Genomic DNA, 23,473 nt, shown 5'->3' with positions numbered 1-23,473 from the left:
TTTGCCTAGACCTTCCTTCAGATTCCTCATCGCTAAGGACACCCTTGGTGTCGGCTATGTGCTTGGCACTATCAACCCGCACTCGGGACTTACACCCGTTAGATTGCGCCCATGCCGGGCGCACAAATAAAAAAACACCATGCGTTAAACATAGTGTTTTCAATGCGACTAAACCTATAAGCCGAGTTCTGTATTCAACCTTTTCATTATTTATATGGATTTTCTTATATTTTCTTATATCTGTTAAGCAATGATTATACTATGTTTAACAGGTTTTTCATATTAAATTATGACTATCTTTATTCATTAATATTTTATAGAGCGGTGGCAAATAGGTGGCAAACCATAAATTTGCCACCGCTTAATGTATTTATGAAGAAGGCATTGCTATATATAATGAGTTATCAGACGCTGAGTTTAAGAAACTTATTCATAAACAGTATAACTACATAAAAAAAATTGCTAAAGAAGGATTTTATTAAAAGAAACAGCTTCACAGGCTAATGTGGAGCTGTCTTTTTAGGTAGCGGTATGTGTTCTATCGCTTACGTGTGTCTGCGGAGCTGATTATATCTAATGTCCAACAAATCAAGATAATCATAACCTACAGGCCTTGCTAATTTTTTAGCTTTCTCAACACAGATGCTACAAGCTTACCCCCTGGCATTAAAGTATGTCACATAATACAAACTGTCATCATAATGCAGTAGTAGAAAATTTTTTTAGTATTTTAAAAACTGAACTATTGTATATAAAGGAATTTACATCAATGAAAGAAATAAAGAGGGAATTTAATACAGTATGTAAAATACTATAATGATGATCGAATCAAACATAATTTGAATTGGCTAAGTCCAGTTAATTATAGAAAATCAGTAGTATAATACAATGACCAGCAGTTACATTAAACTACTGGTCCCATACATGAAATACTTTGTTCAATTTTTTGGATTCACTTCACTTTAAGGGGATCATATCACAATACCGAAATCATCTTTTAGCTTCTTAACACTCTTTTTTATATTATCCTTGACAAAGGTACCAAATTATAGCTTCTTTCTTCATTATTATTAACTACTCTTTTGGTTAATATTCCTTTTAAATCCTACGTAGGTAGCCGCAAAATAAATACAGTAAACTATTAAGAATAGACCAAGTGTTGCTCCATAGAAGGTATAAGTGGTTGCTGCAATCTTTGTTCCCACTAAAAGCTGTTTATTTAACTTCATTGAAACAGTGAAACTTATTATGATAGGAATGACTATTGGCCACAAAAAGTAAATTAACAGTTGCTTAAACACCAATTTATTTCGCTGCTTGTCGTCAAGCCCTAATTGATTTAATATCTTATATCTTTGCTTGTACTTTGCAGAGTCGCTTAATTGTTGAACAGCAAGCACTGTCAATGCAACACTTAAAAATACCAATGCTACATAGAAAATAGATGAAACCACTGTGATAAGAGCGGCCTTAACCTCATAATCAAGCCCTCCATTTCTAACCATAATATTATCAAAAATCAAATAAACACTATTGATTCCCATACCATGATCAAGTTCGTTAGGTCTATGATTAGCACTTGCCCAATTCTCTGCATCCTGTTTTACATATTTTTTAAGATCACTATAGAGTTTTTCATTTGGCTGTTTTTTCGTACTTGCTGCATATTGTGAATAATATACTTCCATTTGACTTATAGCGTCATCTGGTACTACCAATATAAAGCCAGCCCCATTCTGTCCATTTTGCGAAAAATCCTCTGAATAAACCCCCTTGCATGAATACTTTATATTTTCTATATCCATGGTCGGATTTTTTTTAGTATACGCAGTATAATAATCTGCTACTGAAGAATTCGAATGAACTAAGAACTCATTATCATTAAGTGTTATTTCCTTTAAACCTAAAAATTTTCTTAAAACATTATAATCGCTTACTTTCAAATAGGTATCATACTTAAAAAAACCACCTAAACCCTTCTTCTGAGATAGTATCTTCGTAAACGTATTATTTTCACCCTTATAAATACGATACACAATACTTTCCTTTACCCAATCATTTTTTTCCATATAAGCAGATACTTTATCAAATTTTTCATCCTTGCTAAGTACTGTAAGACAAGTATCAAAGGGAACACTCTTCTCTATTTCACCCTTGAAGCTACTTACTCCAACTGCATAATTGCTGCTTAGTAATGTTAGGGTAAATAGTACTGCTAAAGTTCCCATGGTAAATCCCATTGTATTAAGCTTAGAGGATAGTTCACGGAATATAAACAAATTAGTTTTCTTATATTTCAGACGCTTAGATTTTAAAAATATCAAAATAATAACGCTTGATATTCCAATATAAAAGTTATAGATAAAAAATACGACACAAACCAAAGTAACAATAACCGGTGCACCATTCAGTGCCACGATTCCTGCAATGAGTGATAATGCAACCATAACACAATTTCTCGTTACGTTTTTGATTTTAACTACTTCATTCCTTTTATCTGCATAAAGTAATTCATATATTTTCATTTTCTTTAGTCTTTTGTTGTTTTTTAATACAACTAGGAACATGATTGCACCATAGTAAACAATTGTAAGCAATAATGCCTTAAAATTAAATCCTATCTCAACATTATAATCTCTTCCAAAAAACATCGTAACTACAGCTGTCAGTATTTGGAATATAAAACTCCCCAAAATAACACCAAAAATAAATGAAATAATTCCTAGCAAAACATTTTCATAAAGAAATAATTGGGATATTTTAATATTTTCCATACCAAGTAATAAGTACGTTCCAAACTCTTTACTTCGTTTATCAAGCATAAATTTAGTCATATAGTTAATAAGCCAAGCAACAATAATGACAACGATAATGGAAAAGAAAACAAGTAAAAACATATAGTCTGTCATATGACTATTCATTCCGCGAATCATATCAGAAAACATCATAGAATTAAAAGCAAACATTAACGATACAACGATTGTAATAGTTATAATGTATATATAATAATCCTTCATAGATCTTTTTACATTACGATATGCCAATTTAGCTAGCATTGCTCGTGTCACCTCCAAGGAGTGATAAAACATCTAAAATTTCACTATAAAATTGATGTCTGGTTTTCTCTCCGCGTACTAACTCATTGAATATTTTTCCATCCTTTAAAAATAGAATTCGAGTGCAATAACTAGCAGAAAAAGGATCATGAGTAACCATTAAAATCGTTGCCAATAGACTTTTGTTCATAGTAGTTATAGATTCTAATAACATTTGTGCAGATTTTGAATCTAGTGCACCAGTTGGCTCATCTGCCAAAATAAGTTTTGGATTATTAACAAGTGCCCTTGCACAAGCACATCTTTGTTTCTCTCCACCAGATACTTCATATGGGAATTTCTTTAATATCTTAAATATGCCCAAATCATTTGCAATTTTTTCTATTTTACCTTCAATTTCATCTATGTTTACATTGTTGATTGTTAAAGCCAAGGAAATATTTTCTTCAATGGTAAGTGTATCTAGTAAATTAAAATCTTGAAATATAAACCCTAAGTTCTTTCTTCTAAAACTTGCAAGTTTTGTTTCTGGGATTTCTGTAATATCAGTGTCATCGTAGAAGATATGTCCAGCAGTTACTGTGTCAATTGTTGATATAACATTTAGTAAAGTGGTCTTTCCAGAGCCAGAAGCCCCCATAATTCCTACAAATTCACCTTTTTCCACACCAAAACTTACATTTTCTAATACTTTTGTGATGTTCCCCTTTTTTCCATAGTATTTTTCAATATTACTAATTTTAAGAATTTCATTCATCTTCATCATCTCTCCCTCTCAAATAATATAAGCTACATCATCAAGCTTTACAGTTATACAAACATCTTCTATACTACAATATTAGACTTCAAAAGGAGATTTTCCTTCTGAAATGTCTTTAACTTCTTCTGCAAAACCTAAGCTTATCTTATTATAAAACAAATATTAAACTTATTGTATCTAACAACATTACATTTATCTTTCAGTTTTGTAAGATAAATTCTCCTTTCGGAAAGTTTATTATAATCTTCGTATAGTTATCTATTTCAGATTCTGCATAAATCTCTAAGCCAAGTTTATCGCATAGTTTTTTACAAAGATATAGTCCCATTCCTGTTGACTTCTCTGTTTTTCTTCCATTACTCCCAACAAAACTTTTATTAAAGATTCTATTAATCTCACTTTTTTTTATTCCTATTCCATTGTCGTAAATAACCAATGCTATACCATTTTTCATCTCTTGTGTATATATCTTTATCATAGAATCTTGATGCTTCTTATATTTAACTGCATTGACTAATAACTGATTTACTATAAATTCCATCCATTTTCCATCTGTGTAAACATAAGTGTTTTGGCAACTTCTTTCTATTTGAATGGCATTTTGAATAAAGAACTGTATATTTTTACTGATTGTATATTCTACAACTTTATCCATATTTATTTCCTGAATCATATAATCTTTCCAAACTTCATTGGATCTGGCATAATAAAGAGCTTTCTCCACATCATTCTCTATTTTTCTAAGTTCTAAAAGAATCTTACGAGTTACATCAGTCTTATTATTTTCACACATTAACTGAATTGATGTTATTGGTAGCTTAACCTCATGAATCCAGATTTCAATATATTCTTTATATTCTTGACTATCATATTTAATACTATTTACCTGTTCTGTCATAGATTTCGAAGCTCTTTTTAAGATTGAAACATACTCTTTATCTTCTAATCTATCTGGGTTTCCAATCATCTCAGAAATTAGGTACTTCTGCTCTAGTATACCTAACATGCTCTTAATTCGATTAAAATATTTCCTCCTACTTATATAGTTTACAATAATATGCCCTATGAACACAATTGACCACGCTACTAAAATAAGAGCAATTACCCCTAGATCATTCCCCATTACATATAAAAACGCCGATAATGCAAGGGCACATGATATATTCAGTAAAATAGATTCAATTTTATCGTTAAAATAATCTCCAAAATTCATAATTCCTCCAAGTCTAGATATTAACTAATAAGTCTGTTATAGAAATATACAAAGTCTTTTTTTATACTTTATATCCGAGACCTCTTTTTGTTTCTATGAAATCCATCGCACCAATTTCTTCTAATTTTACTCTTATTCTTTTTATATTGACGCTCAAATTATTATCATCAATATACATTTGATTGTTCCAAAGATATTCTATAATCTCCACTCTAGGTATGATTTTTTCTGTATTCTGAAACAAATAATACATTATTTTCAATTCATTTCTCGTTAATTCTACAGCTTTACCGTTATATAAAACCATGGCAGTTGCTAAATTTAATTCAAGATTTTTATATACTAATAGATGATTTTCTTTATTTAATTGTCCATAAACTCTCTTTAACATTGTAGAAATTCTAGCCAATAATACAGCTGAATTATATGGCTTTGTAACATAGTCATCTCCCCCCATATTAATACAATTAAGTTCATTCATAGACGTGTTACAGCTAGTGACAAATATAATTGGCACTTCAGAAAAAGCGCGGATTTCCACACAGATTTTTAGTCCACTGGTTTCAGGCAGGTTAACATCTAACAAAATCAAATCTGCCTCCTCCTGTTTAAATGTATTAGCAACCTTAGTAAAATCAGTCACGGTAGCAACTTCATACATTGCATTACGAAGTAGTACTGTAAGTTCATCTCTGATGCTTTTGTCATCCTCAACAACCATAATTTTAAACATTCATCACTCACCTTACTCTAAATTAAAATTTCAATTCTTTGTCTCGTATTCAAAAATAAAGGATGTCCTTCTGTTTATTTTAACACAGATACTTACATAAGATAAGATATTTGTCATATTTATGCTTTGTTTTTCCATATTTCAAGAAATTTCATAATTTAAAACCATCAGAGTAAAATATCCACACACACATATAGCAAAAGTGCCAACTCAGGTGTGGACATTGGATATTATTTGCAATTACAATGCTTTAATTTATAGAATAAAATCCCCAATATTTTATTACTATTATGAATAACACTGCTATAATGTTAGCTAGTATAATAGAAACTTTCTGCAGTTTCTTCAGATCCGACGTTCTCAAAGCCTTGCATATAAATCCTATTAAAGCAATCATACCCACTGAAAGAATATACACAAATACTATATGAATCTTTACAACACTAGAATCAGGCCAAGGTAATGAACGCACAAAGAATAAAATAAGGTTAATAATCATAAGCAGACCACATAGATTCAGTAATGCTACTAATTTATATATTAATTTCTTCTTTTTCTTCTTTACAAAAGATACAATCCATTGAATAGCTCCAACAATGTTTGCAATAATAAAATACAACCCTGACAAAACCAGTGTTATTACACTAACAACAAGCCAAATTTCTGATCTAATTTTAGGAGCAGGTACATACTCCATGCCGCTTAACCAAAACTTCTCAACTTTATTATCTACCACTGATAGGTAGATTGCATCCTTATCACTATCCCTTGTATATATACCATTCTTCTTTTTAGTAAATACTAAACCGTGTCCAAGTTGTTTTAAAGTAATAGTTTTATTATCTACTTTATCTAGATTCAAATAGGACATGTAGCCAAGTATCTCCAAATATCCACCATGCTGATATCGAGCTGGAAGATATGTATGAGCAGTTGTTACGTCCTTATAATCAGTGACAATATCAGTACTGACATCAACACCTTTACCAAATAGAAGCTCTTTTGTTAATCCAAATACTACTTGAGATTCACTTCCTTGGTTTGAGGCTATAATAATAGCAAATCTTTCATCTGGCTTAAATGCAAGCATACTTGAAAAACAAATTGTACTCCCTGGATGAAATAATATGCTTTTATCGTTCGTAGCTTCCATAAGTCCATGCGCAACTCCTGGAAGTCCATCAACTACAGAGTAACTTGTTGATAATAGCTCCTTCAAAGTGTTCTTATTTTTAAATAATGGTGAACTTTCATTTTCCTTCGGCATAAATGCACAAGCAAATTTAGCCATATCTGCAACCGTCCCATTTGCTGCACCGCAGGGATAAAGCGATACATATGTCCATGAGCCTAGTCCAAAATTATTATTACCCTGCCACGTATATCCCATAGGCTTATTATCAAATAAAAACTTCTTGTCCTTTAGTGTTGGTTGAATAGACGTATGCTTCATCCCTAAAGGGTCAAATATATTTTTATTTGCATATTCATAAAACTCCATGCCTGATGCCCTTTCTACGATATAGCCCGCAAGTGCTGCACCAAAATTTGAATATGACATCACTGTACCGGGTTCATATACTTGATCTGGTTCTGCAAGTTTAAGTCCTTCAGATAAAGGTTTAATACTATCTGGTGTTTTAAACCCTAAATCAAGAAGATAATCCTCAAATCCAGCCGTATGATTCATTAAATTTAATAAAGTAATGGGTTTCTCATATTTTAATTTCGTCAAAAAGTTATCTGGTAGGTATGTCTTGATATCTTTATTTAAATCAAGACGTCCTTCTTCCACCAACTGCATTACAGATACCCAAGTAACCAACTTTGTTACAGAACCCCACTCAAAAACTTGACTACTATTATCAAGTAAGGTTTGTTTTTCAAGATTTGCATACCCATAAGCTTTATTTAATATCACTTTATCGTCTTTTATTACTGCAACGGCTGCCCCTATACTGTAAATAGGGGTATGTGTAGCAATGGAACCCAAACGGCAATAGTAATTACCTTATTAAACCCTGTTCATCAATACACATATAAAAAAGGGCAGTTTCCTCACCTCATTAATTATACATTTAATAGACTTGTCACTTTGTTAATACCCTTGTTTGCAATTATAACTATAAGTAGATTTTTACTGATATATTAAATTTCTCTTTTTATATAAAGAACTTCTATACAATTTCAGTTAAATTTAACTCAATTCTTACTCCTAAACTTTATATACTTTATATGCTTTATAATCAATCGATTTAACTGCCACGTTTTGGTTGAATACAGTGAATATATTTTTCGGATTTGTCTATACTTTAAATACCAATCCTTTTTATTAATAACTAAAGAAAACAATGCTGCGCTGTGGTCCCCCTAAGTGCTGCATTGTTATTTTTATGTATAAGATATAATCTTAAGTAAGGGGGAATAGATAATCTCTTGCCCCTCTACTCACATAAGGCAGAATGAGAATAAATTGAAATATGGAGATTTCAGCATTAAAAATATTTTTAATGAAAGAGAATATGATTTTATATTCACTTGGGAAAATGGATCACGCATACATCCAATGTATTATTTGAATAAATTAAAAAAAATATTAACTATAGCTAATATTAATAAGAAAATAAGATTTCATGATTTGAGTTATCCAAACTTAAATAAAATCCATACTTTTTTGATGAAAGTCTTATATTTCAGTCATTTCATCTTGAAAAGGTTTGGATTTTATTCTTCTAGTGCATTCTCTTCTTATCAAATGAAATAGGAGGACATACTAATAAATGTGCAAAACCTACGTGATAATTATCCCAAACTCATTTCCTACATGTTGATAAACGGGTACTCAAAAATATGTTGACAGGTTCAAACGGGAAATTAGAAAAATCGTGGCAGCTGTTGATTTAAAGGAATATACATGTTATACAGATGTATATTTTAAGTACACCCAAACAGGAGACATGAAGATGAGAACGAAAAAAGGGTATCAAAGAAATGGAAAAATGTAAAAGGTGAACTGGCAGAATTCTGTGCTGTTAAGTCAATGAAAAAGTAATGAAAAAAATCCAAACCTTTTTTCAGTAAAATCCTTAAATATCAGGCATATTTGAAAAAGGTTTGGATTTTATAAAGGTTTGGATAACGAAGGAAATCCAAACGTTTGGATTTTGTTCGACATACAAATGCAACTTTGTTATTATCCCAGGGTATAGACTTCAAAACTATTCAAACAAGACTTGGCCATAAAGATATAAATACAACTCTAAATATATATAGTCATGTCAATAAAGATATGCAAAAAAACGCTACAGAAAAATTAAATAATATTTTGGGTGGCAAACCGGTGGCAAATAAAAAAACACCATGCGATTAACATAGTGTTTTCCATAGTGTGACTAAACCTATAAGCCGAGTTCTGTATTAGACAATCATCTATCTAGGCCTATTGTTACCAATAGGCTCCAGCGATACACCCGAGAACGAGACGGGCCGTCCCAAAATGTTCTCCTATTCGATCTTGCTCCAAGTGGGGTTTACATAGCCGCAAAGTCGCCATTGCGCTGGTGAGCTCTTACCTCGCCTTTCCATCCTTGCTAGTATATTAAAATAGCTTAGCAAGCTAAACTATAAGAATACCTTTAGCGGTATATCTCTGTTGCACTTTCCTTAAAGTTACCTTCACTGGGGGTTATCCAGCACCCTGCCCTATGGAGCTCGGACTTTCCTCTCCTGACATACTGTAAAACAGCATTCAGCAGCGATTGTCTGGCTTACTCACAAGGAATATAATATCATACTATAGACCAAAAATCAAATAATATTTTAACAACATTAGTTATATGAACTTATAAGTATCCACAGTACTTTTTGAAATCAGTACCTCATTACTATAACCCTTACCTCTTAACTTTTCCTGAAAAATCTTTCCGAAAATTTGAAAAGGAAGCCACTCTGTTATAAAATGACCGGCATCAATTAATGATGTACCTTGCTCTTTGAGATCACAAGCGCCATGATATTTTGTATCCCCTGTAATTATGCAATCTGCTTTAAGAGCCCTAGATATCTCAAAAAAATCTTCCCCACTACCATTTATAATAGCAATAGTCTTGATTTCCCTATTATCCTCTCCTACATATCTAATTTGCACAGCATTAAAGACTTTTTTAACCTTTTCACACAGTTCAATTAATAAAATAGGATTATCTAAAGTAACTAGACGTCCAATACCATTATGCCCATTATCATAACCTGGAATTATTGATGACTCCATTACCTTGCTTTCATTAAATCCTAACATTTCTGTGGCTATATCATTAAGACCACCTTTAACTGAATCTAAATTTGTGTGACTTGCAAAAAGAGCAATATTATTTTTTATAAGTTCCATTATCTTCACACCTATTAATGTATCACTAGTTATTGTCTTAGGTTTAATAAAAAGAAGAGGATGATGAGTCAATATAAAATTGCATCCCATGTCCACCGCCTCATGAATTACATCTATTGTGCAATCTAATGCAATTAAAATTTTTGTAACCTCTACATCTCTATCCCCAACCATTAGTCCAACATTATCATAATCTTCACTTAGGATAGAAGGCGCATATTCTTCCATAATATGCTGGACGTTTTCTACTTTTAAAATCATTTTAAGAACTCCTTAAGTGTCTTTATTACATGATATAATTGCACTTTTCTATTTTTAGCTGCAATTGTATCCTCATTTAATCTATTATATACTTTCGAATATTTTTTTAATTTATATTCTATAAACTCCTGCATTACAGGGTGTTTTTTATCCAATAATGTTTTACTTATCTCATAATATATACTATCTAATACTACTGGCACAGTATTATATTTAGCTTTAATAATTTCATAAAACTTTCCATCCTCAAGACAAATATCTTCTTTAATAATATCATATCCGGTAGTATACAAATACTCTCTCAAAATTTCAGCATTTTGAACTGGTTGAAGTACCACATATTTTAATTTTTTAACAACAGCAAGGTCTGCCTCTAATATGTCTCTTATTAAATTTCCACCCATCCCAGCGATGATAGCTACTTTTACTTCCCCATCTTTAACGGTAGACAATCCACTTCCCTTTCTACAACTAATTTGAGAATATACATTGTTTTTAAGAATATTTTTTTTAGCCTTCTCAACTGGTCCACTATTTATATCAGATGCAATGGCACTCTTTATAAACCCATTTTTAACTAAATAAATAGGTACATACCCATGATCCGTGCCTACATCTATGATATTGTCACATTTATCCATCATATTTACAATTGCTTTTAATCTTATACTGAGTTCCATAAATTACATCCTTATCTAAAATTAATTAATATTTTAAACTGCATAAATAAAAATATCATTGCCACCGCTAATGACACATAAATATACTTATATGCAGATTTTCTATCATATTTTGCACAAAAATAACTTGCATAATACATACAAAATAGTAAGATCATATTTAATACACCATAAATCATTTGGGTAAACGCAAATTGCTTTCCCGTACCCAATTTTATAGGGTTAAATTTCGCATCAAAGCTTAAGGGCATAACACCCGGTATAATATCTTTTAAATATAATATAAATGGATTTAGAGTTAAGATTAGTATTACTATACTTACTCCTATTAAGGGTAAAATGAAATGCTTATCTTTATGTAGATTATAACTGTTATTAACTTTGCATTTCCACTCTACTACCTGTATATCATGATCTACCAAATGTTCCTCGAACTTTTTATAATCTAGAGGTGACACTGCATAAGTCATATATTTTGTTTTTATATAGAATATTTTTTCATTATCTGTAACAAACATTCTAGCAATACCTATTTTATCAATTACAAATCTGCCCATTGCAAATCTACTAGAAGCCATTCCATAAAGCTTAACTCCTTTAATTTCACCAGTTGCTGTAGTATACCCTTCAACTTCATTTAATGGCACTACTATTTTCTTTAATGACCAAATGGCATAAATCGAAAGATTTTGGTCATCAATAATGCATTTGATTGTTGAATAAAGTACGATGTAATATACTCCATATATATTGCATGCCCACAGTAATATTTCTAATATGCTAGCTACTATGTATGAGTTATTAATTTGAAGTAATATAATTATTAATATATTATATAATGCCGTCATCAAAAGGATAAACCCCAGTCCACGTCCACGCTTTGATATAAAACTATCCATTTAATCACCTTCTCACTGCACATTATAGCATATTGGAATCTCTCTTGTAAACGATTTTCCATATATTTGCACTATAATAAAAAAAACACCCTATATAAGGTGTTTAATCTAAATAATCCTTTAACTTTTTGCTTCTACTTGGATGTCTCAATTTACGTAGTGCTTTAGCTTCAATTTGTCTAATTCTTTCTCTAGTTACGTTAAATTCTTTACCAACTTCCTCAAGTGTCCTTGCGCGTCCATCATCTAGTCCAAACCTTAATCTTAGAACTTTCTCTTCTCTTGGAGTAAGTGTATCTAGAACGTTTATTAATTGCTCCTTGAGCATTGTAAATGCAGCAGCTTCTGCTGGTGCAAGAGCATCATCATCAGGAATAAAATCACCTAAATGACTATCTTCTTCTTCTCCTATAGGAGTTTCAAGAGATACTGGTTCTTGTGCTATTTTCATAATTTCACGAACTTTTCCTACAGGCATTTCCATAATTTCAGCAACTTCCTCTGGTTGAGGTTCCCGTCCAAGTTCCTGAAGTAATTGTCTTGAAACTCTAATAAGCTTATTTATAGTTTCAACCATATGAACAGGTATCCTTATTGTTCTTGCTTGGTCAGCTATAGCCCTAGTTATAGCTTGCCTAATCCACCAAGTAGCATAGGTACTAAATTTATATCCTTTTCTATAGTCAAATTTTTCTACAGCTTTAATTAGTCCTAAATTACCTTCTTGAATAAGATCTAGGAATAACATTCCTCTCCCAACATACCTCTTAGCAATACTTACCACCAGTCTTAAATTAGCCTCTGCAAGTTTCTTCTTGGCAGCAAGGTCTCCCTCTTCGTTTCTTTTGGCAAGATCAACTTCCTCAGCAGATGTTAAAAGTGGAACTTTACCAATCTCTTTTAAATACATCCTAACAGGGTCATCTATAGATATTCCCTCTGGTATACTAACATCTAATTCTTCAGTTTCTGGTTCAGTCTGAGATTTATCTCCTACGCCTGCTGGTACATCATGCATATCCCCAACAACATCTATTTCCATTGATTCTAAAACTTCATAAACTTTTTCTATTTGTTCTGGTGTTAAATCTATTTCATAAAGTTCATCCATTACTTCTTTATAAGTTAAGGATCCCTTTTTCTTACCTTTTTCAATAAGTTTTTTGGTTATAGACATTTTTGCAGCTTTATCCTTCATCTTATTACCTCCCTTCTACTTAATATAACTTCTTTATATCCTTTTGAAGATCTAAAAGTTTTTGTGCAAGCACTATAGATTCTTCTAGCAAACCCTTTGTTTCATATTCTTTGATTTTATTCATAATTTCTTTTTTCGACTCCTCTAACTTGAATTTTTTTAATTCCTTTATACAGTCATTTATAAATTTTTTATAATCCTCTTCTTCCCCGTCAAACTCAATTTCAATTATGTTTATCCATTCTTTTGTGCACTCTATATCAGTACATCTAAATTCTATATTTTTAATTTTTTCATCTTTTGATAAGTTTTTACACCCAACAATTAATGAATATATAATTTTATGACTTTGAAGTACTAATTGATCAATTGACATATTATTTATAATATGATCACAATTTTCTTCATTTATAAACATATATTTCAATAAATTTCTTTCAGCCTTAATATAAGCTAGTTCTAAATATAATTTTTGTCCAAAATCCTGATGTGTATTCATTTTTTTCACTTTATTTGTATTTTTGTTGATTTCTTCTCTTAATAAGTCATATATTGCTTGTTCTTTGATCCCTGTTTGCTCAGAAATCTTTTTTATATAAACATCTTTTTCAACAGGATCTAAATCTATAATAATTTCAGTGATCTTTTTCGCATACTGTATTATCATTTCACTATTCGAAAAATTTATTCCATCACCAGCTCTTTTAATCCTATAATCTATTAGAGGCAGTGCTTCATCAACTAATTTCTGAAAAGCCTCTTTTCCATTCATTTTTATATATTCGTCAGGGTCCTTACCTTTTGGTACTAGAAGTACCCTTAAGTCAAATCCCTCATTCCTTAATAACTCAAGACCTCTTAGTGTTGCTGCCTGACCTGCAACATCAGCATCAAATGAAATAATAACTGTGTCTACATATTTTTTTAATAATTTTGCTTGATTAATAGTAAGTGCGGTACCAAGGGATGCAACAACATTTGAAAATCCATACTGCTGAAGTGAAATACAATCCATATATCCCTCTACAATTATTATTGTTCTAGATTTATTGTTTTTGATTACAAAATTAAGTCCATAAAGATTCAACCCTTTATAAAACAGTGGTGTCTCCGGAGAATTTAAATATTTAGGTTTTGAATCATCTAAAACTCTTCCTCCAAATCCGATAACTTTACCTCTATAATCAAACACTGGAAACATTATTCTATTTCTAAATCTATCATAATAGGAGCCTTTAGGACTTTTTATAATTAATCCTACACTGAACAAATCTAATTCCGAATATCCTTTATTTTTTAAGTATGATAAAAGCCCATGCCATTTATCAAAGGAAAACCCCAAACCAAACTTTTTCATAGTAGTCTCTGTTATACCTCTTTTGGTGAAATATAATCCAGCCTCTTTATCCTTTCTTAAATTATTATAAAAATACCTAGCTGCTTCTACATTAATATTGTACATTTTATTATAGGTGTCTTTTTGCACATTACTTTGTTCACTTTCTAAATCTATAGTAATGTTAGCTCTTTCAGCGAGTATCCTTACAGCCTCAGGAAAAGTTGTGTTCCTATCCTTCATAATATAGCTAATTACATTCCCAGCTTCTCCACACCCAAAGCATTTATATATTTGTTTTTCAGGAGATACTGTAAACGACGGACTCTTCTCATTATGAAAAGGACAAAGACCAATATAGTTTCTTCCTGTTCTTTTAAGCTTAACTCTTTCAGATATAACATCCACAATATCATTTTGTTCTTTTATTTTTTGGATGACATCTTCAGCAATCAATAGTTTATTACCACCTTACTTATTTAAATTCACAATATATTTTTATTCGACAAAAAACTGTTTTATCCTCTTTAAAATCCAATATTTTTAAAAAAAATAATATTTGCATATAATATATTCTTTATAAAACAAAGATTTCCTTCAATAATGGCTTTTTTTATAAATTCGGACTAATAAATACCAACCTTAGGTACAAATAAATTATTAAATAGCATTAAACAATAATCATCACTCATACCTGAAATATAATCTGCTACTCCTATATTTAATCCCTCATTCTGAACTATGTTTTTATAAACTTCTGGCATAGCCTGTGGATTGTTATAGTAATATGTATAAACCTGTGTTAACACGAATTGTGCCTTTTTCCTTTCTTCTTTTAACATTTCACCCTTATATATATTATTGAACATAAAGTTACGTAAATCACCCAATGCCCATCCAATCTCTTCACTAAGTGAAACGCCTATAGACCCTCTATCTAAGTTATCTAATGTATTGTAAATACAATCCACAACTAATGTGTTTATGCGTTTGCTATGACTTGCTCCTAAAATTCCAATAGACCTCTTAGGTAGCATAGATTCCACTAATAACCCTGCCCTTATAGAATCATCAATATCATGGTTAACATATGCAATCTTGTCACTATATCTAACAACCTGACCTTCTAAAGTAAAGGCTTTTCCATATTCCTTAGAAAAACCACTATGATGAAGAATTCCATCTAGTACTTCCGCACTTAAATTAAGTCCCTTTCCTGATTTTTCGATTTTTGTCAGCACCCTGATGCTATTTTCGTTGTGTTTGAATCCGCCTTTTAAAATATTATTAAGCACCTCTTCGCCATTATGAGCAAAGGCTACATGCCCTATATCGTGCCCTATAGCAATAGCTTCTATTAGGTCTTCATTTAATCCTATACCCCGGCCTATAGTTTTAGCTATCTGTGCAACTTCTAAAGTATGTGTTAACCTTGTTCTATAGTGATCACTACTGGTTTTTATGAATACTTGGGTTTTATGTTGAAGTCGTCTAAATGATTTGCTATGTATTATCCTATCCCTATCCACCATATAGCAGGTTCTTACCTCATCCTCATCTTCTATTACACTCCTACCCTTTGAGTTTAAAGATAATGCCCCATAATGTATAATGTTCTTAACTTCACTGGCTTCTATTCTTTGACGAATATTCATAAACTTCCTCCTGAATTAAAGACTATATATAAAATTACTATGTTCTTTTTTTAGGGCTCATGAAAAATAACAATATTCACGTTCCTTATTTATTTTAATGGTCTTAGCTCCTTATTTATTTTAATCGTCTTAGTTAGTATTCTACAAATTAAATAAATTTCCCTTTTTTTTATATTTAAACGTATAATATTAATAGTTTATTAATATTCTAATAATGTAATAATTTTATTAGGAGCGTTGATATGCCCTCCACGGTTAAAAACTTTAATAACATAGCTTTATTATCCGAAGAAAACGTAAAAAAATACATTCTCCCACAATATAACTTAGCTAATGCTGATATAACACAAATTAAATTTAAAGATACTGATAAACAAAGAGCTGTATATAAAGTGCAATACTTTGAAGAGTGTTACTGTTTAAAAAAAGTTTATTACTCAGTAAAAGATTTACTATTTGTATACTCAGCTATAGAATGGCTATATAGAAATAACATTAATGTACCTCGTATACTTCCTACAATCACTAATAGTAGATTTGTAAACTATAGTAACATGCTATTTATACTTACCCCTTGGGTTAATGGCATCAAATGTGATTATGATAATATTGATCATATATTAGCATGTGGAAGCAACCTTGCAAATATGCACAAAACAAGTATAAACTTCAAACCTATATTTGGAAGTACTATAAAGGAAGATTACGGTTCCCTTAGTACTTCTATATATAAACATTATATAGGTCTCCTTAAATTTTCTAATTTAGCTTATAAATATAATGATTCATTTTCAAATCTATACCTTAGGTATTTTGATTCAAGCATTAAACTAGCTAAGTGCTCTAGGGACATTGCATGCACCATGGATACAAATAATCTTACTAAATCCTTATGTCACCTTGATTATGTTAATAAAAATATTATTTTTGATAATAATAATGATATATGGGTAATCGATTTTGATAAATGTAGATATGATTATTGCGCCCACGATATCTCCTATTGTTTGCGAAGACTTCTAAAAAGAGACAGTACAAAATGGGATTTAGAAATAGCAATAAGTTTTTTAGAACTTTACAATAAAATCTTGCCTTTAACCTTGGATGATTATAAATATATTCTTGTTTATTTAGCTTTTCCTCAAAGGTATTGGAAAATATCAAGGGATTATTATGGTAATATTAATAAATGTAATAAAAAAGCCTTTATACACCTCTTAGATAACGGAACTAATAAAAATGACTATCAATTAGACTTTGCACGTAAACTTAAAGATTACATTGGGAATAAATTCAAAGTGAATTTAGAATAAAACATAACAAATAAAAAGCCACTGCAATGCAGCGGCTTTTTATTTGTTTCTTTTAATTTAAAATACTATTTTTTTCTTGGATTGTTTATCTCTGCTTGAGCAGCTGCAAGTCTTGCAACTGGAACTCTAAATGGTGAACATGATACATAATCAAGTCCCACATTGTGACAGAATTCAATAGAAGATGGATCTCCACCATGTTCTCCACATATTCCAAGTTTTATATTTGGTCTAGCCTTACGTCCAAGTTCAGCAGCCATTTGAACAAGCTTACCTACTCCTGTTTGGTCTAGTTTTTGGAATGGATCAAATTCGTAAACTTTCTTTTCATAATAATGTTTTAAGAAAGTTGCAGCATCATCTCTTGAAAATCCAAATGTCATTTGTGTTAAATCATTTGTTCCAAATGAGAAGAATTCTGCTTCTTTTGCTATTAAATCAGCTGTAAGTGCTGCTCTTGGTATTTCTATCATTGTACCAACCATATATTTCATATCAGTGCCACTTTCAGCTATAATTTTATCAGCTGTCCTTACCACTATATCTTTAACATATTTTAATTCTTTAACTTCTCCAACTAGTGGAATCATTATTTCAGGAACAATATTATATCCTTTTCTAGTCTTAACATCTAAAGCAGCTTCTATAACCGCTCTAGTTTGCATTTCAGCTATTTCTGGATATGATACTGCAAGTCTACAGCCTCTATGTCCCATCATTGGGTTAAATTCATGTAATGATTCAACAGTGCCTTTAAGTTCTTCAAAAGTTATACCCATTTCAATTGCTAATTCTTTTATATCTCCATCATCATGTGGTAAGAATTCATGTAGTGGTGGATCTAAGAATCGAATTGTAGCTGGTTTCCCTTCAAGTTCTTCATATATTCCTATAAAGTCTTCTCTTTGCATTGGTAATAATTTATCTAGTGCAACTCTTCTCTTAGCTTCGTCTTTAGCAACTATCATTTCTCTTATACCCATTATTCTATCAGCATCAAAGAACATATGCTCTGTTCTACATAAGCCTATACCTTCAGCTCCATATTTAACTGCTTGTGCAGTATCTCTTGGAGTATCAGCATTGGTTCTAACTTTTAAACTTCTTATGCTATCAGCCCAGCCCATAAGTATTTCAAAGTAACCACTTATTTCAGGTTCAACTGTTTTAATTGCTCCAGAATATATATTTCCTGTGCTTCCATCCATAGAAATAAAGTCGCCTTCATTATAAATAGTCTTTCCTATTTGGAAATTTCTAGCTTCTTCATTAACCTTTATATCTCCACAGCCAGCAACACAACATCTTCCCATTCCTCTTGCAACAACGGCAGCATGAGATGTCATTCCTCCTCTTACTGTTAAGATACCTTCTGCAGCTATCATACCTTCAATATCTTCTGGTGAAGTTTCAAGTCTTACAAGAACAACTTTTTCTCCAGCTTCATGTCTTTCCTTAGCATCTTCAGCTGAAAAATAAACTTTACCACAAGCAGCGCCTGGAGATGCTGGAAGTCCCTTAGCTATTACTTTCGATTTTCTTAATTCTTCAGTGTCAAAATTAGGATGAAGCAATGTATCTAATTGTTTAGGTTCAACCTTCATAACAGCTTCTTTTTGTGTTAACATTCCTTCTTCAACAAGTTCTACAGCAATTTTAAGGGCAGCTTGTACAGTCCTCTTACCATTTCTTGTTTGTAAGAAATATAATTTACCATCTTCAATTGTAAACTCCATGTCTTGCATATCTTTATAGTGATTTTCAAGAGTATTAACAATTGCCATGAATTCGCCATATACTTTTGGCATATCTTCGTGAAGTTGTGATATATCGTTTGGTGTTCTTATTCCTGCAACAACGTCTTCACCTTGTGCATTCATTAAGTACTCAGCATATATTCCTTTTTCTCCAGTAGATGGGTTTCTAGAGAAAGCAACACCAGTTCCTGATGTTTCTCCTTTGTTACCAAATACCATTTCTTGAACACTTACTGCCGTTCCCCAACTACCTGGAATATCATTGAGTCTTCTATATACATTAGCACGAGGATTATCCCATGATCTAAATACTGCTGAAATAGCATCTATTAGTTGGCGTTTTGGATCACTTGGAAATTCTTCGCCCTTATCTTTTTTATAAAATGCTTTAAATTCTTTAACTAATTTTTTTAAATCATTAGCGTCTAGTTCTGTATCAATTTTTACACCTTTTTCTTCTTTCATCTTATCCATTATGTTTTCAAAGTTTCTTTTTTCAACGTCCATAACAACGTCAGCAAACATCTGGATAAATCTTCTGTAAGAATCATAAGCAAATCTCGGATTTTTTGTTAATTTTGCCATAACCTCTACTGTTTCATCATTTAACCCTAGATTCAAAATTGTATCCATCATACCCGGCATTGAAGCTCTTGCGCCAGATCTAACTGATACGAGTAATGGATTTTCTAAACTACCAAACTTCTTTCCTGTAATTTTTTCAAGTTCAGTCATTTTTGAATTAATTTCACTAATAATTTCAGATGCAATTAACTTACCATCTTCATAGTATTTATTACATGCTTCAGTTGTAACTGTAAATCCCTGTGGTACTGGGATTTTAAGGTTAGTCATCTCGGCAAGGTTTGCACCTTTTCCTCCTAGAAGATTTTTCATTGAAGCGTTACCTTCACTAAAAAGATAAACATATTTTTTGTTATCCATTTGTATACAACCCCTTCGATTCTAAATTATATATGATAATGGTTATTAACCATTTTCACCCATTTTTACAAACAACCTTGTAATATTAGTTTTAGACACTTTGCCTACAATTTTAAAAACTTCTCTGCCATTTTCAAATTTTCTCTCTACCACAGGCAGACTGTCTACTTCATGTTCTATAATTCTTTGTGCAGCCAAATAAACACTATCTTCTTTTTCAACAAACACTATATTTGGCATTCTAGTCATTATAATTCCTACAGGTACTTTGTGGATATCTGTTCCACCCATAGCCATTTTAAGGAAGTCTTTTCTTGAAACAGCTCCCACTAAATTGCCATTATTATTTATAAATAGTGTACCTACATCATTTAAAAACAAATGTACTATCGCATCATAAACCATAGTTTCTTCTGTTGCCGTTACATGTTTAGACATTACATCATTAACTTTAATATTTCTTATATAGTCATAAACTAAACTATAAGAAGGTTTCTTAGAATAAACATATCCAACCTTAGGTCTTGCATCTAATATACCAGTCATTGTTAGTATGGCCAAATCTGGCCTTAGTGCAGCTCTTGTGACCCCTAGTTTATTAGCTAGTTTTTCACTTGTGATAGGTGGATTTTCTTTAACTAATCTAATTATCTCATCTTGTCTTGGTGTTAATTTTATTGCTTCCACCTTCTCCCTATTTTAGCGCTTTAACCATGGTATATATTTGAAATATAAACGATTGCAAAATTTATTATTCTAGTAAAATCTTACATACCATTTGAAACATTGTACCACATTATTACAATGAAATGTAGAATCTTTTAATGTTTTAGAATATCTCATGAAAATTTTTAGTATTTTTATGTACTATGAATAATCTTTCATTTAAAAAGCCAGCAACATTAGTTGCTGGCTTTTTAATTAAAAAAATTTGTTATTCTTCACTTTCTTTTTCTTCTTCTTTTTTTGATTCGTTTTCTTCCTGTTTTTCTAAGTTTTTATCAAATTTTACTGTATATTGGTATACATTTTCATCATTACTATCTTTACTGCTTTTACTATCTTTACTAAAACCACCTTTTGTATCGTTATATTTTTCTTTTACATCTTCACTTATATCATTCATTCTGCCCTTTAAGTCTTCTACAGTATTTTTGATAATAGTATTAACTACTTCAACAGATCCATCTGCTTTAGTTATCTCAATAGTAACCTTTGTAAGTACCGCTGTTAATAAACCTAGTGCAATTAGAGGTGGCATATATAATCCAACTAGCCCTGCTGCAATACCAGCGTTAACAGGTATATCTACAACTACATTTTCATCTTTTTTAATTTTAATTCTAGTTACATTGCCTTTTTTTACAGTATTCTTTATCCATACTATAAATTCTTCCTTGGTAGTATATACTTCATCCATATTAAATATAGGATATTTCTTTTGTTTAGCCTCGATGTAAATTAGTGCATCAACTACATTGCTATCACATTCTTGCAGTGCTTCTTTTGCCTCAGTATATGAAACTCCTGTCCGTTCTTTAATTATGTCAATTTTTTCCAGCGTAATCTCTTCCATTAAAATCTACCTCCTAATAATTTGTACTTTATTTAAAATAATTGTTAGTTTTTGTATTGGTTTAAATAATCGAACATTTCTAAACTCCTTGGCTTTCTAGTATAATTCTCTGAAATGATAAAAGATAAAAATTTATATAACTCCAGTTTGGATGTTTTGGATACAACTATTCTATTAATTTTATCCATACCAAAATTATTTAAGAATTTTAATGTATTATATGTAGGGTTTGATATATATATACTGTTTGATTTATCACAATTTTTGCAAATAGGTCCATAAGATTGCAAATCAATATTATTAGATGTATCTACTTTATTTCTACATTTAACACATTTACTAAAATTTAATCCGTACCCTGTTGCTCTTAGTAGCTTTATTTCAAAAGCTCTAGCTAGAACTTCTATATCCATAACGTCATTTTTTATAAAATAAAAAGCAGTGACTAGCTCTTTAAAAAGTTCCTTATTAACATCCTCGTTTTCCATTGCGATATCAATTAATTCAACAAAATAAGAGGCATAGGTAATTGTATCTAAGTCCCTTAATAATTGTTGAAAAGAATCTATTATTGTAATTTCGTTTATTGTATATAAATTCCTGCCTTTAAAAAGTACAAATTCTCCATATGAGCAAGGTAATGTGGATGATATATATTTGCTTTTGTTTTTTCTTGCTCCCTTTGCTATGGCTGTTATTTTTCCAAACTCTTCAGTAAAAAGCCAAACAAGCTTATCAGATTCTTTAAACTCTTGTGTTTTTATAACTATAGCTCTAGTTTTTAAAATAGACAGAACATCATCCCCTATTTATATCCAAGTTCTTTGAGCATACTTGAAGTGTCTCTCCATTCTTTCTTTACCTTTACCCATAATCTTAAGTATACTTTTTCGCCTAAGAATTTCATTATATCTTGTCTTGAATAAGTGGAAATCTGCTTAAGTGTTTTTCCACCTTTGCCAATTATTATACCCTTATGTGAATCCTTTTCGCATAACAAATTAACTTCAATATTGTACAAATTGTTTTTGTCTCTTTTCATAGAAATAATTTCTATTGCTATTCCATGAGGTACCTCTTGAGATAATAATTTAAGAGCTTTCTCTCTTATAATCTCAGTTATAATAAATCTTTCTTGCTGATCTGTAATCATATCTTCTGGATAATATAATGGCCCCTCTGGCATAAGTTCCCCTAAAAGATTAGTAACTATGTCAACATTTTTGCCTTTAATGGCAGCTATCGGTATTATTTCTTTAAAATTAAAATATTCAGAATAAGACTTAATAGTTTTAGCTACCCTTTCCTGTGTATTTTCATCAATCTTATTGACTAATAAAAAAACAGGTATCTTAGTATCTTTTAAATCTTCAAGAATATGCTTATCCCCTGGTTCAATTTCATCACCTGGTGTAGTTATAAATAATATAACGTCTACTGCATCTGTGGATTGTTTGGCTACTTTAACCATGTATTCTCCTAGTTTATGTCTAGGTTTATGCATTCCTGGAGTATCCACAAATATTATTTGAGACTCTTTAGTAGTTAAAATAGTTTGTATATTGTTTCTTGTGGTTTGAGGTCTACTAGACACAATTGATAGTTTCTCCCCCATAATATAATTCATTAATGTAGATTTCCCTACATTAGGCCTTCCGATAATAGATACGAATCCTGATTTAAACATATTTCCTCCTTATAATT

Annotated in this window: 18 protein-coding genes, 1 other RNA gene and 1 pseudogene; 3 read left to right on the top strand and 17 right to left on the bottom strand. The window is 31.0% G+C overall.

What is annotated here, in order from left to right; translation table 11 throughout:
* Window positions 1-670: 670 nt before the first annotated feature.
* Window positions 671-884 (top strand): annotated as a pseudogene (locus tag ACREWB_RS09185) (IS3 family transposase); the annotation flags it as partial.
* A gap of 186 nt (window positions 885-1,070) precedes the next feature.
* Here ACREWB_RS09185 and ACREWB_RS09180 read toward each other — a convergent pair.
* The 5 genes from ACREWB_RS09180 to ACREWB_RS09160 all read right to left on the bottom strand — a co-directional run bounded on the left by ACREWB_RS09180 (window position 1,071) and on the right by ACREWB_RS09160 (window position 7,755).
* Window positions 1,071-3,056, bottom strand: coding sequence for an FtsX-like permease family protein (locus ACREWB_RS09180; protein ID WP_431547150.1), 1,986 nt, complete (start codon window positions 3,054-3,056; stop codon window positions 1,071-1,073).
* Window positions 3,046-3,813: an ABC transporter ATP-binding protein gene (locus ACREWB_RS09175; protein ID WP_431547171.1), complete on the bottom strand. Its 768-nt coding sequence runs from the start codon at window positions 3,811-3,813 to the stop codon at window positions 3,046-3,048. The genes ACREWB_RS09180 and ACREWB_RS09175 overlap by 11 nt, the downstream gene beginning before the upstream one ends.
* Before the next feature lie 202 nt (window positions 3,814-4,015).
* Complete coding sequence (locus ACREWB_RS09170; protein WP_431547149.1) at window positions 4,016-5,029, bottom strand: sensor histidine kinase; 1,014 nt, start codon at window positions 5,027-5,029, stop codon at window positions 4,016-4,018.
* A 61-nt stretch (window positions 5,030-5,090) separates the two neighbouring features.
* Complete coding sequence (locus ACREWB_RS09165) at window positions 5,091-5,762, bottom strand: response regulator transcription factor (RefSeq protein ID WP_431547148.1); 672 nt, start codon at window positions 5,760-5,762, stop codon at window positions 5,091-5,093.
* 250 nt (window positions 5,763-6,012) lie between these two features.
* Entirely contained in the window at window positions 6,013-7,755 is a 1,743-nt protein-coding gene (locus ACREWB_RS09160; protein ID WP_431547147.1) for a serine hydrolase domain-containing protein, read from the bottom strand.
* A gap of 1,164 nt (window positions 7,756-8,919) precedes the next feature.
* Between ACREWB_RS09160 and ACREWB_RS09155 the strand changes: the two genes are divergently transcribed.
* Window positions 8,920-9,132, top strand: coding sequence for a tyrosine-type recombinase/integrase (locus tag ACREWB_RS09155; protein ID WP_431547146.1), 213 nt, complete (start codon window positions 8,920-8,922; stop codon window positions 9,130-9,132).
* A gap of 15 nt (window positions 9,133-9,147) precedes the next feature.
* On the opposite strand, the gene rnpB is transcribed toward ACREWB_RS09155, so the two are convergent.
* The 7 genes from rnpB to ACREWB_RS09120 all read right to left on the bottom strand — a co-directional run bounded on the left by rnpB (window position 9,148) and on the right by ACREWB_RS09120 (window position 16,178).
* Window positions 9,148-9,536: RNase P RNA component class A (rnpB, locus tag ACREWB_RS09150), an RNA gene on the bottom strand.
* 58 nt (window positions 9,537-9,594) lie between these two features.
* Window positions 9,595-10,410, bottom strand: a complete 816-nt coding sequence (locus ACREWB_RS09145) for a Nif3-like dinuclear metal center hexameric protein (protein WP_431547145.1) — start codon at window positions 10,408-10,410, stop codon at window positions 9,595-9,597.
* Window positions 10,407-11,090, bottom strand: coding sequence for a tRNA (adenine(22)-N(1))-methyltransferase (locus tag ACREWB_RS09140; RefSeq protein ID WP_431547144.1), 684 nt, complete (start codon window positions 11,088-11,090; stop codon window positions 10,407-10,409). The genes ACREWB_RS09145 and ACREWB_RS09140 overlap by 4 nt, the downstream gene beginning before the upstream one ends.
* Window positions 11,091-11,101: 11 nt before the next feature.
* Complete coding sequence (locus ACREWB_RS09135; RefSeq protein ID WP_431547143.1) at window positions 11,102-11,989, bottom strand: PH domain-containing protein; 888 nt, start codon at window positions 11,987-11,989, stop codon at window positions 11,102-11,104.
* A gap of 103 nt (window positions 11,990-12,092) precedes the next feature.
* Window positions 12,093-13,187, bottom strand: a complete 1,095-nt coding sequence (gene rpoD, locus ACREWB_RS09130) for an RNA polymerase sigma factor RpoD (protein WP_431547142.1) — start codon at window positions 13,185-13,187, stop codon at window positions 12,093-12,095.
* A 19-nt stretch (window positions 13,188-13,206) separates the two neighbouring features.
* Entirely contained in the window at window positions 13,207-14,979 is a 1,773-nt protein-coding gene (gene dnaG, locus ACREWB_RS09125; RefSeq protein WP_431547141.1) for a DNA primase, read from the bottom strand.
* 170 nt (window positions 14,980-15,149) lie between these two features.
* Entirely contained in the window at window positions 15,150-16,178 is a 1,029-nt protein-coding gene (locus ACREWB_RS09120; protein WP_431547140.1) for a deoxyguanosinetriphosphate triphosphohydrolase, read from the bottom strand.
* Window positions 16,179-16,420: 242 nt separating this feature from the next.
* On the opposite strand from ACREWB_RS09120, the gene ACREWB_RS09115 reads away from it, so the two are divergent.
* On the top strand, window positions 16,421-17,491 hold the full coding sequence (locus ACREWB_RS09115; RefSeq protein ID WP_431547139.1) for a CotS family spore coat protein: 1,071 nt from the start codon (window positions 16,421-16,423) through the stop codon (window positions 17,489-17,491).
* 65 nt (window positions 17,492-17,556) lie between these two features.
* Here the strand turns inward: ACREWB_RS09115 and ppdK are convergent, their stop codons facing one another.
* From ppdK to era, 5 genes are all read right to left on the bottom strand, one after another.
* Window positions 17,557-20,193 carry a pyruvate, phosphate dikinase gene (ppdK, locus tag ACREWB_RS09110; protein WP_431547138.1) on the bottom strand — a complete coding sequence of 879 codons (2,637 nt, stop codon included), beginning with the start codon at window positions 20,191-20,193 and terminating at the stop codon, window positions 17,557-17,559.
* Window positions 20,194-20,238: 45 nt separating this feature from the next.
* The gene (ccpN, locus tag ACREWB_RS09105; protein WP_431547137.1) at window positions 20,239-20,880 is read right to left on the bottom strand and encodes a transcriptional regulator CcpN; all 642 of its coding nucleotides are present in this window, start codon (window positions 20,878-20,880) and stop codon (window positions 20,239-20,241) included.
* A 247-nt stretch (window positions 20,881-21,127) separates the two neighbouring features.
* A complete protein-coding gene (locus ACREWB_RS09100; protein ID WP_431547136.1) occupies window positions 21,128-21,769 on the bottom strand; it encodes a DUF4342 domain-containing protein in 642 nt (213 codons plus the stop codon).
* Window positions 21,770-21,813: 44 nt separating this feature from the next.
* Window positions 21,814-22,578, bottom strand: a complete 765-nt coding sequence (recO, locus tag ACREWB_RS09095; RefSeq protein WP_431547170.1) for a DNA repair protein RecO — start codon at window positions 22,576-22,578, stop codon at window positions 21,814-21,816.
* The gene (gene era, locus ACREWB_RS09090) at window positions 22,575-23,456 is read right to left on the bottom strand and encodes a GTPase Era (protein WP_431547135.1); all 882 of its coding nucleotides are present in this window, start codon (window positions 23,454-23,456) and stop codon (window positions 22,575-22,577) included. Before era ends, recO begins: the two co-directional genes overlap by 4 nt.
* Window positions 23,457-23,473: the final 17 nt, after the last annotated feature.

The sequence above is a fragment of the Clostridium sp. genome (genome assembly GCF_050717635.1).
In the GTDB taxonomy this organism is placed as follows: domain Bacteria; phylum Bacillota; class Clostridia; order Clostridiales; family Clostridiaceae; genus Clostridium_AD.
Note: the sequence above shows the minus strand (reverse complement) of the source record. Positions and strands in the feature narration are given on the sequence as shown.

Bases quoted from the DNA above. Each gene is read 5' to 3' on its own strand.
- ACREWB_RS09140 (WP_431547144.1), bottom strand. From the start codon at position 11,090: ATGGAACTCAGTATAAGATTAAAAGCAATTGTAAATATGATGGATAAA.
- ACREWB_RS09145 (WP_431547145.1), bottom strand. From the start codon at position 10,410: ATGATTTTAAAAGTAGAAAACGTCCAGCATATTATGGAAGAATATGCG.
- rpoD (WP_431547142.1), bottom strand. From the start codon at position 13,187: ATGAAGGATAAAGCTGCAAAAATGTCTATAACCAAAAAACTTATTGAA.
- ACREWB_RS09115 (WP_431547139.1), top strand. From the start codon at position 16,421: ATGCCCTCCACGGTTAAAAACTTTAATAACATAGCTTTATTATCCGAA.
- ACREWB_RS09175 (WP_431547171.1), bottom strand. From the start codon at position 3,813: ATGAATGAAATTCTTAAAATTAGTAATATTGAAAAATACTATGGAAAA.
- ACREWB_RS09100 (WP_431547136.1), bottom strand. From the start codon at position 21,769: ATGGAAGAGATTACGCTGGAAAAAATTGACATAATTAAAGAACGGACA.
- ACREWB_RS09135 (WP_431547143.1), bottom strand. From the start codon at position 11,989: ATGGATAGTTTTATATCAAAGCGTGGACGTGGACTGGGGTTTATCCTT.
- ACREWB_RS09180 (WP_431547150.1), bottom strand. From the start codon at position 3,056: ATGCTAGCTAAATTGGCATATCGTAATGTAAAAAGATCTATGAAGGAT.
- ACREWB_RS09120 (WP_431547140.1), bottom strand. From the start codon at position 16,178: ATGAATATTCGTCAAAGAATAGAAGCCAGTGAAGTTAAGAACATTATA.
- ACREWB_RS09170 (WP_431547149.1), bottom strand. From the start codon at position 5,029: ATGAATTTTGGAGATTATTTTAACGATAAAATTGAATCTATTTTACTG.
- ppdK (WP_431547138.1), bottom strand. From the start codon at position 20,193: ATGGATAACAAAAAATATGTTTATCTTTTTAGTGAAGGTAACGCTTCA.
- ACREWB_RS09165 (WP_431547148.1), bottom strand. From the start codon at position 5,762: ATGTTTAAAATTATGGTTGTTGAGGATGACAAAAGCATCAGAGATGAA.
- era (WP_431547135.1), bottom strand. From the start codon at position 23,456: ATGTTTAAATCAGGATTCGTATCTATTATCGGAAGGCCTAATGTAGGG.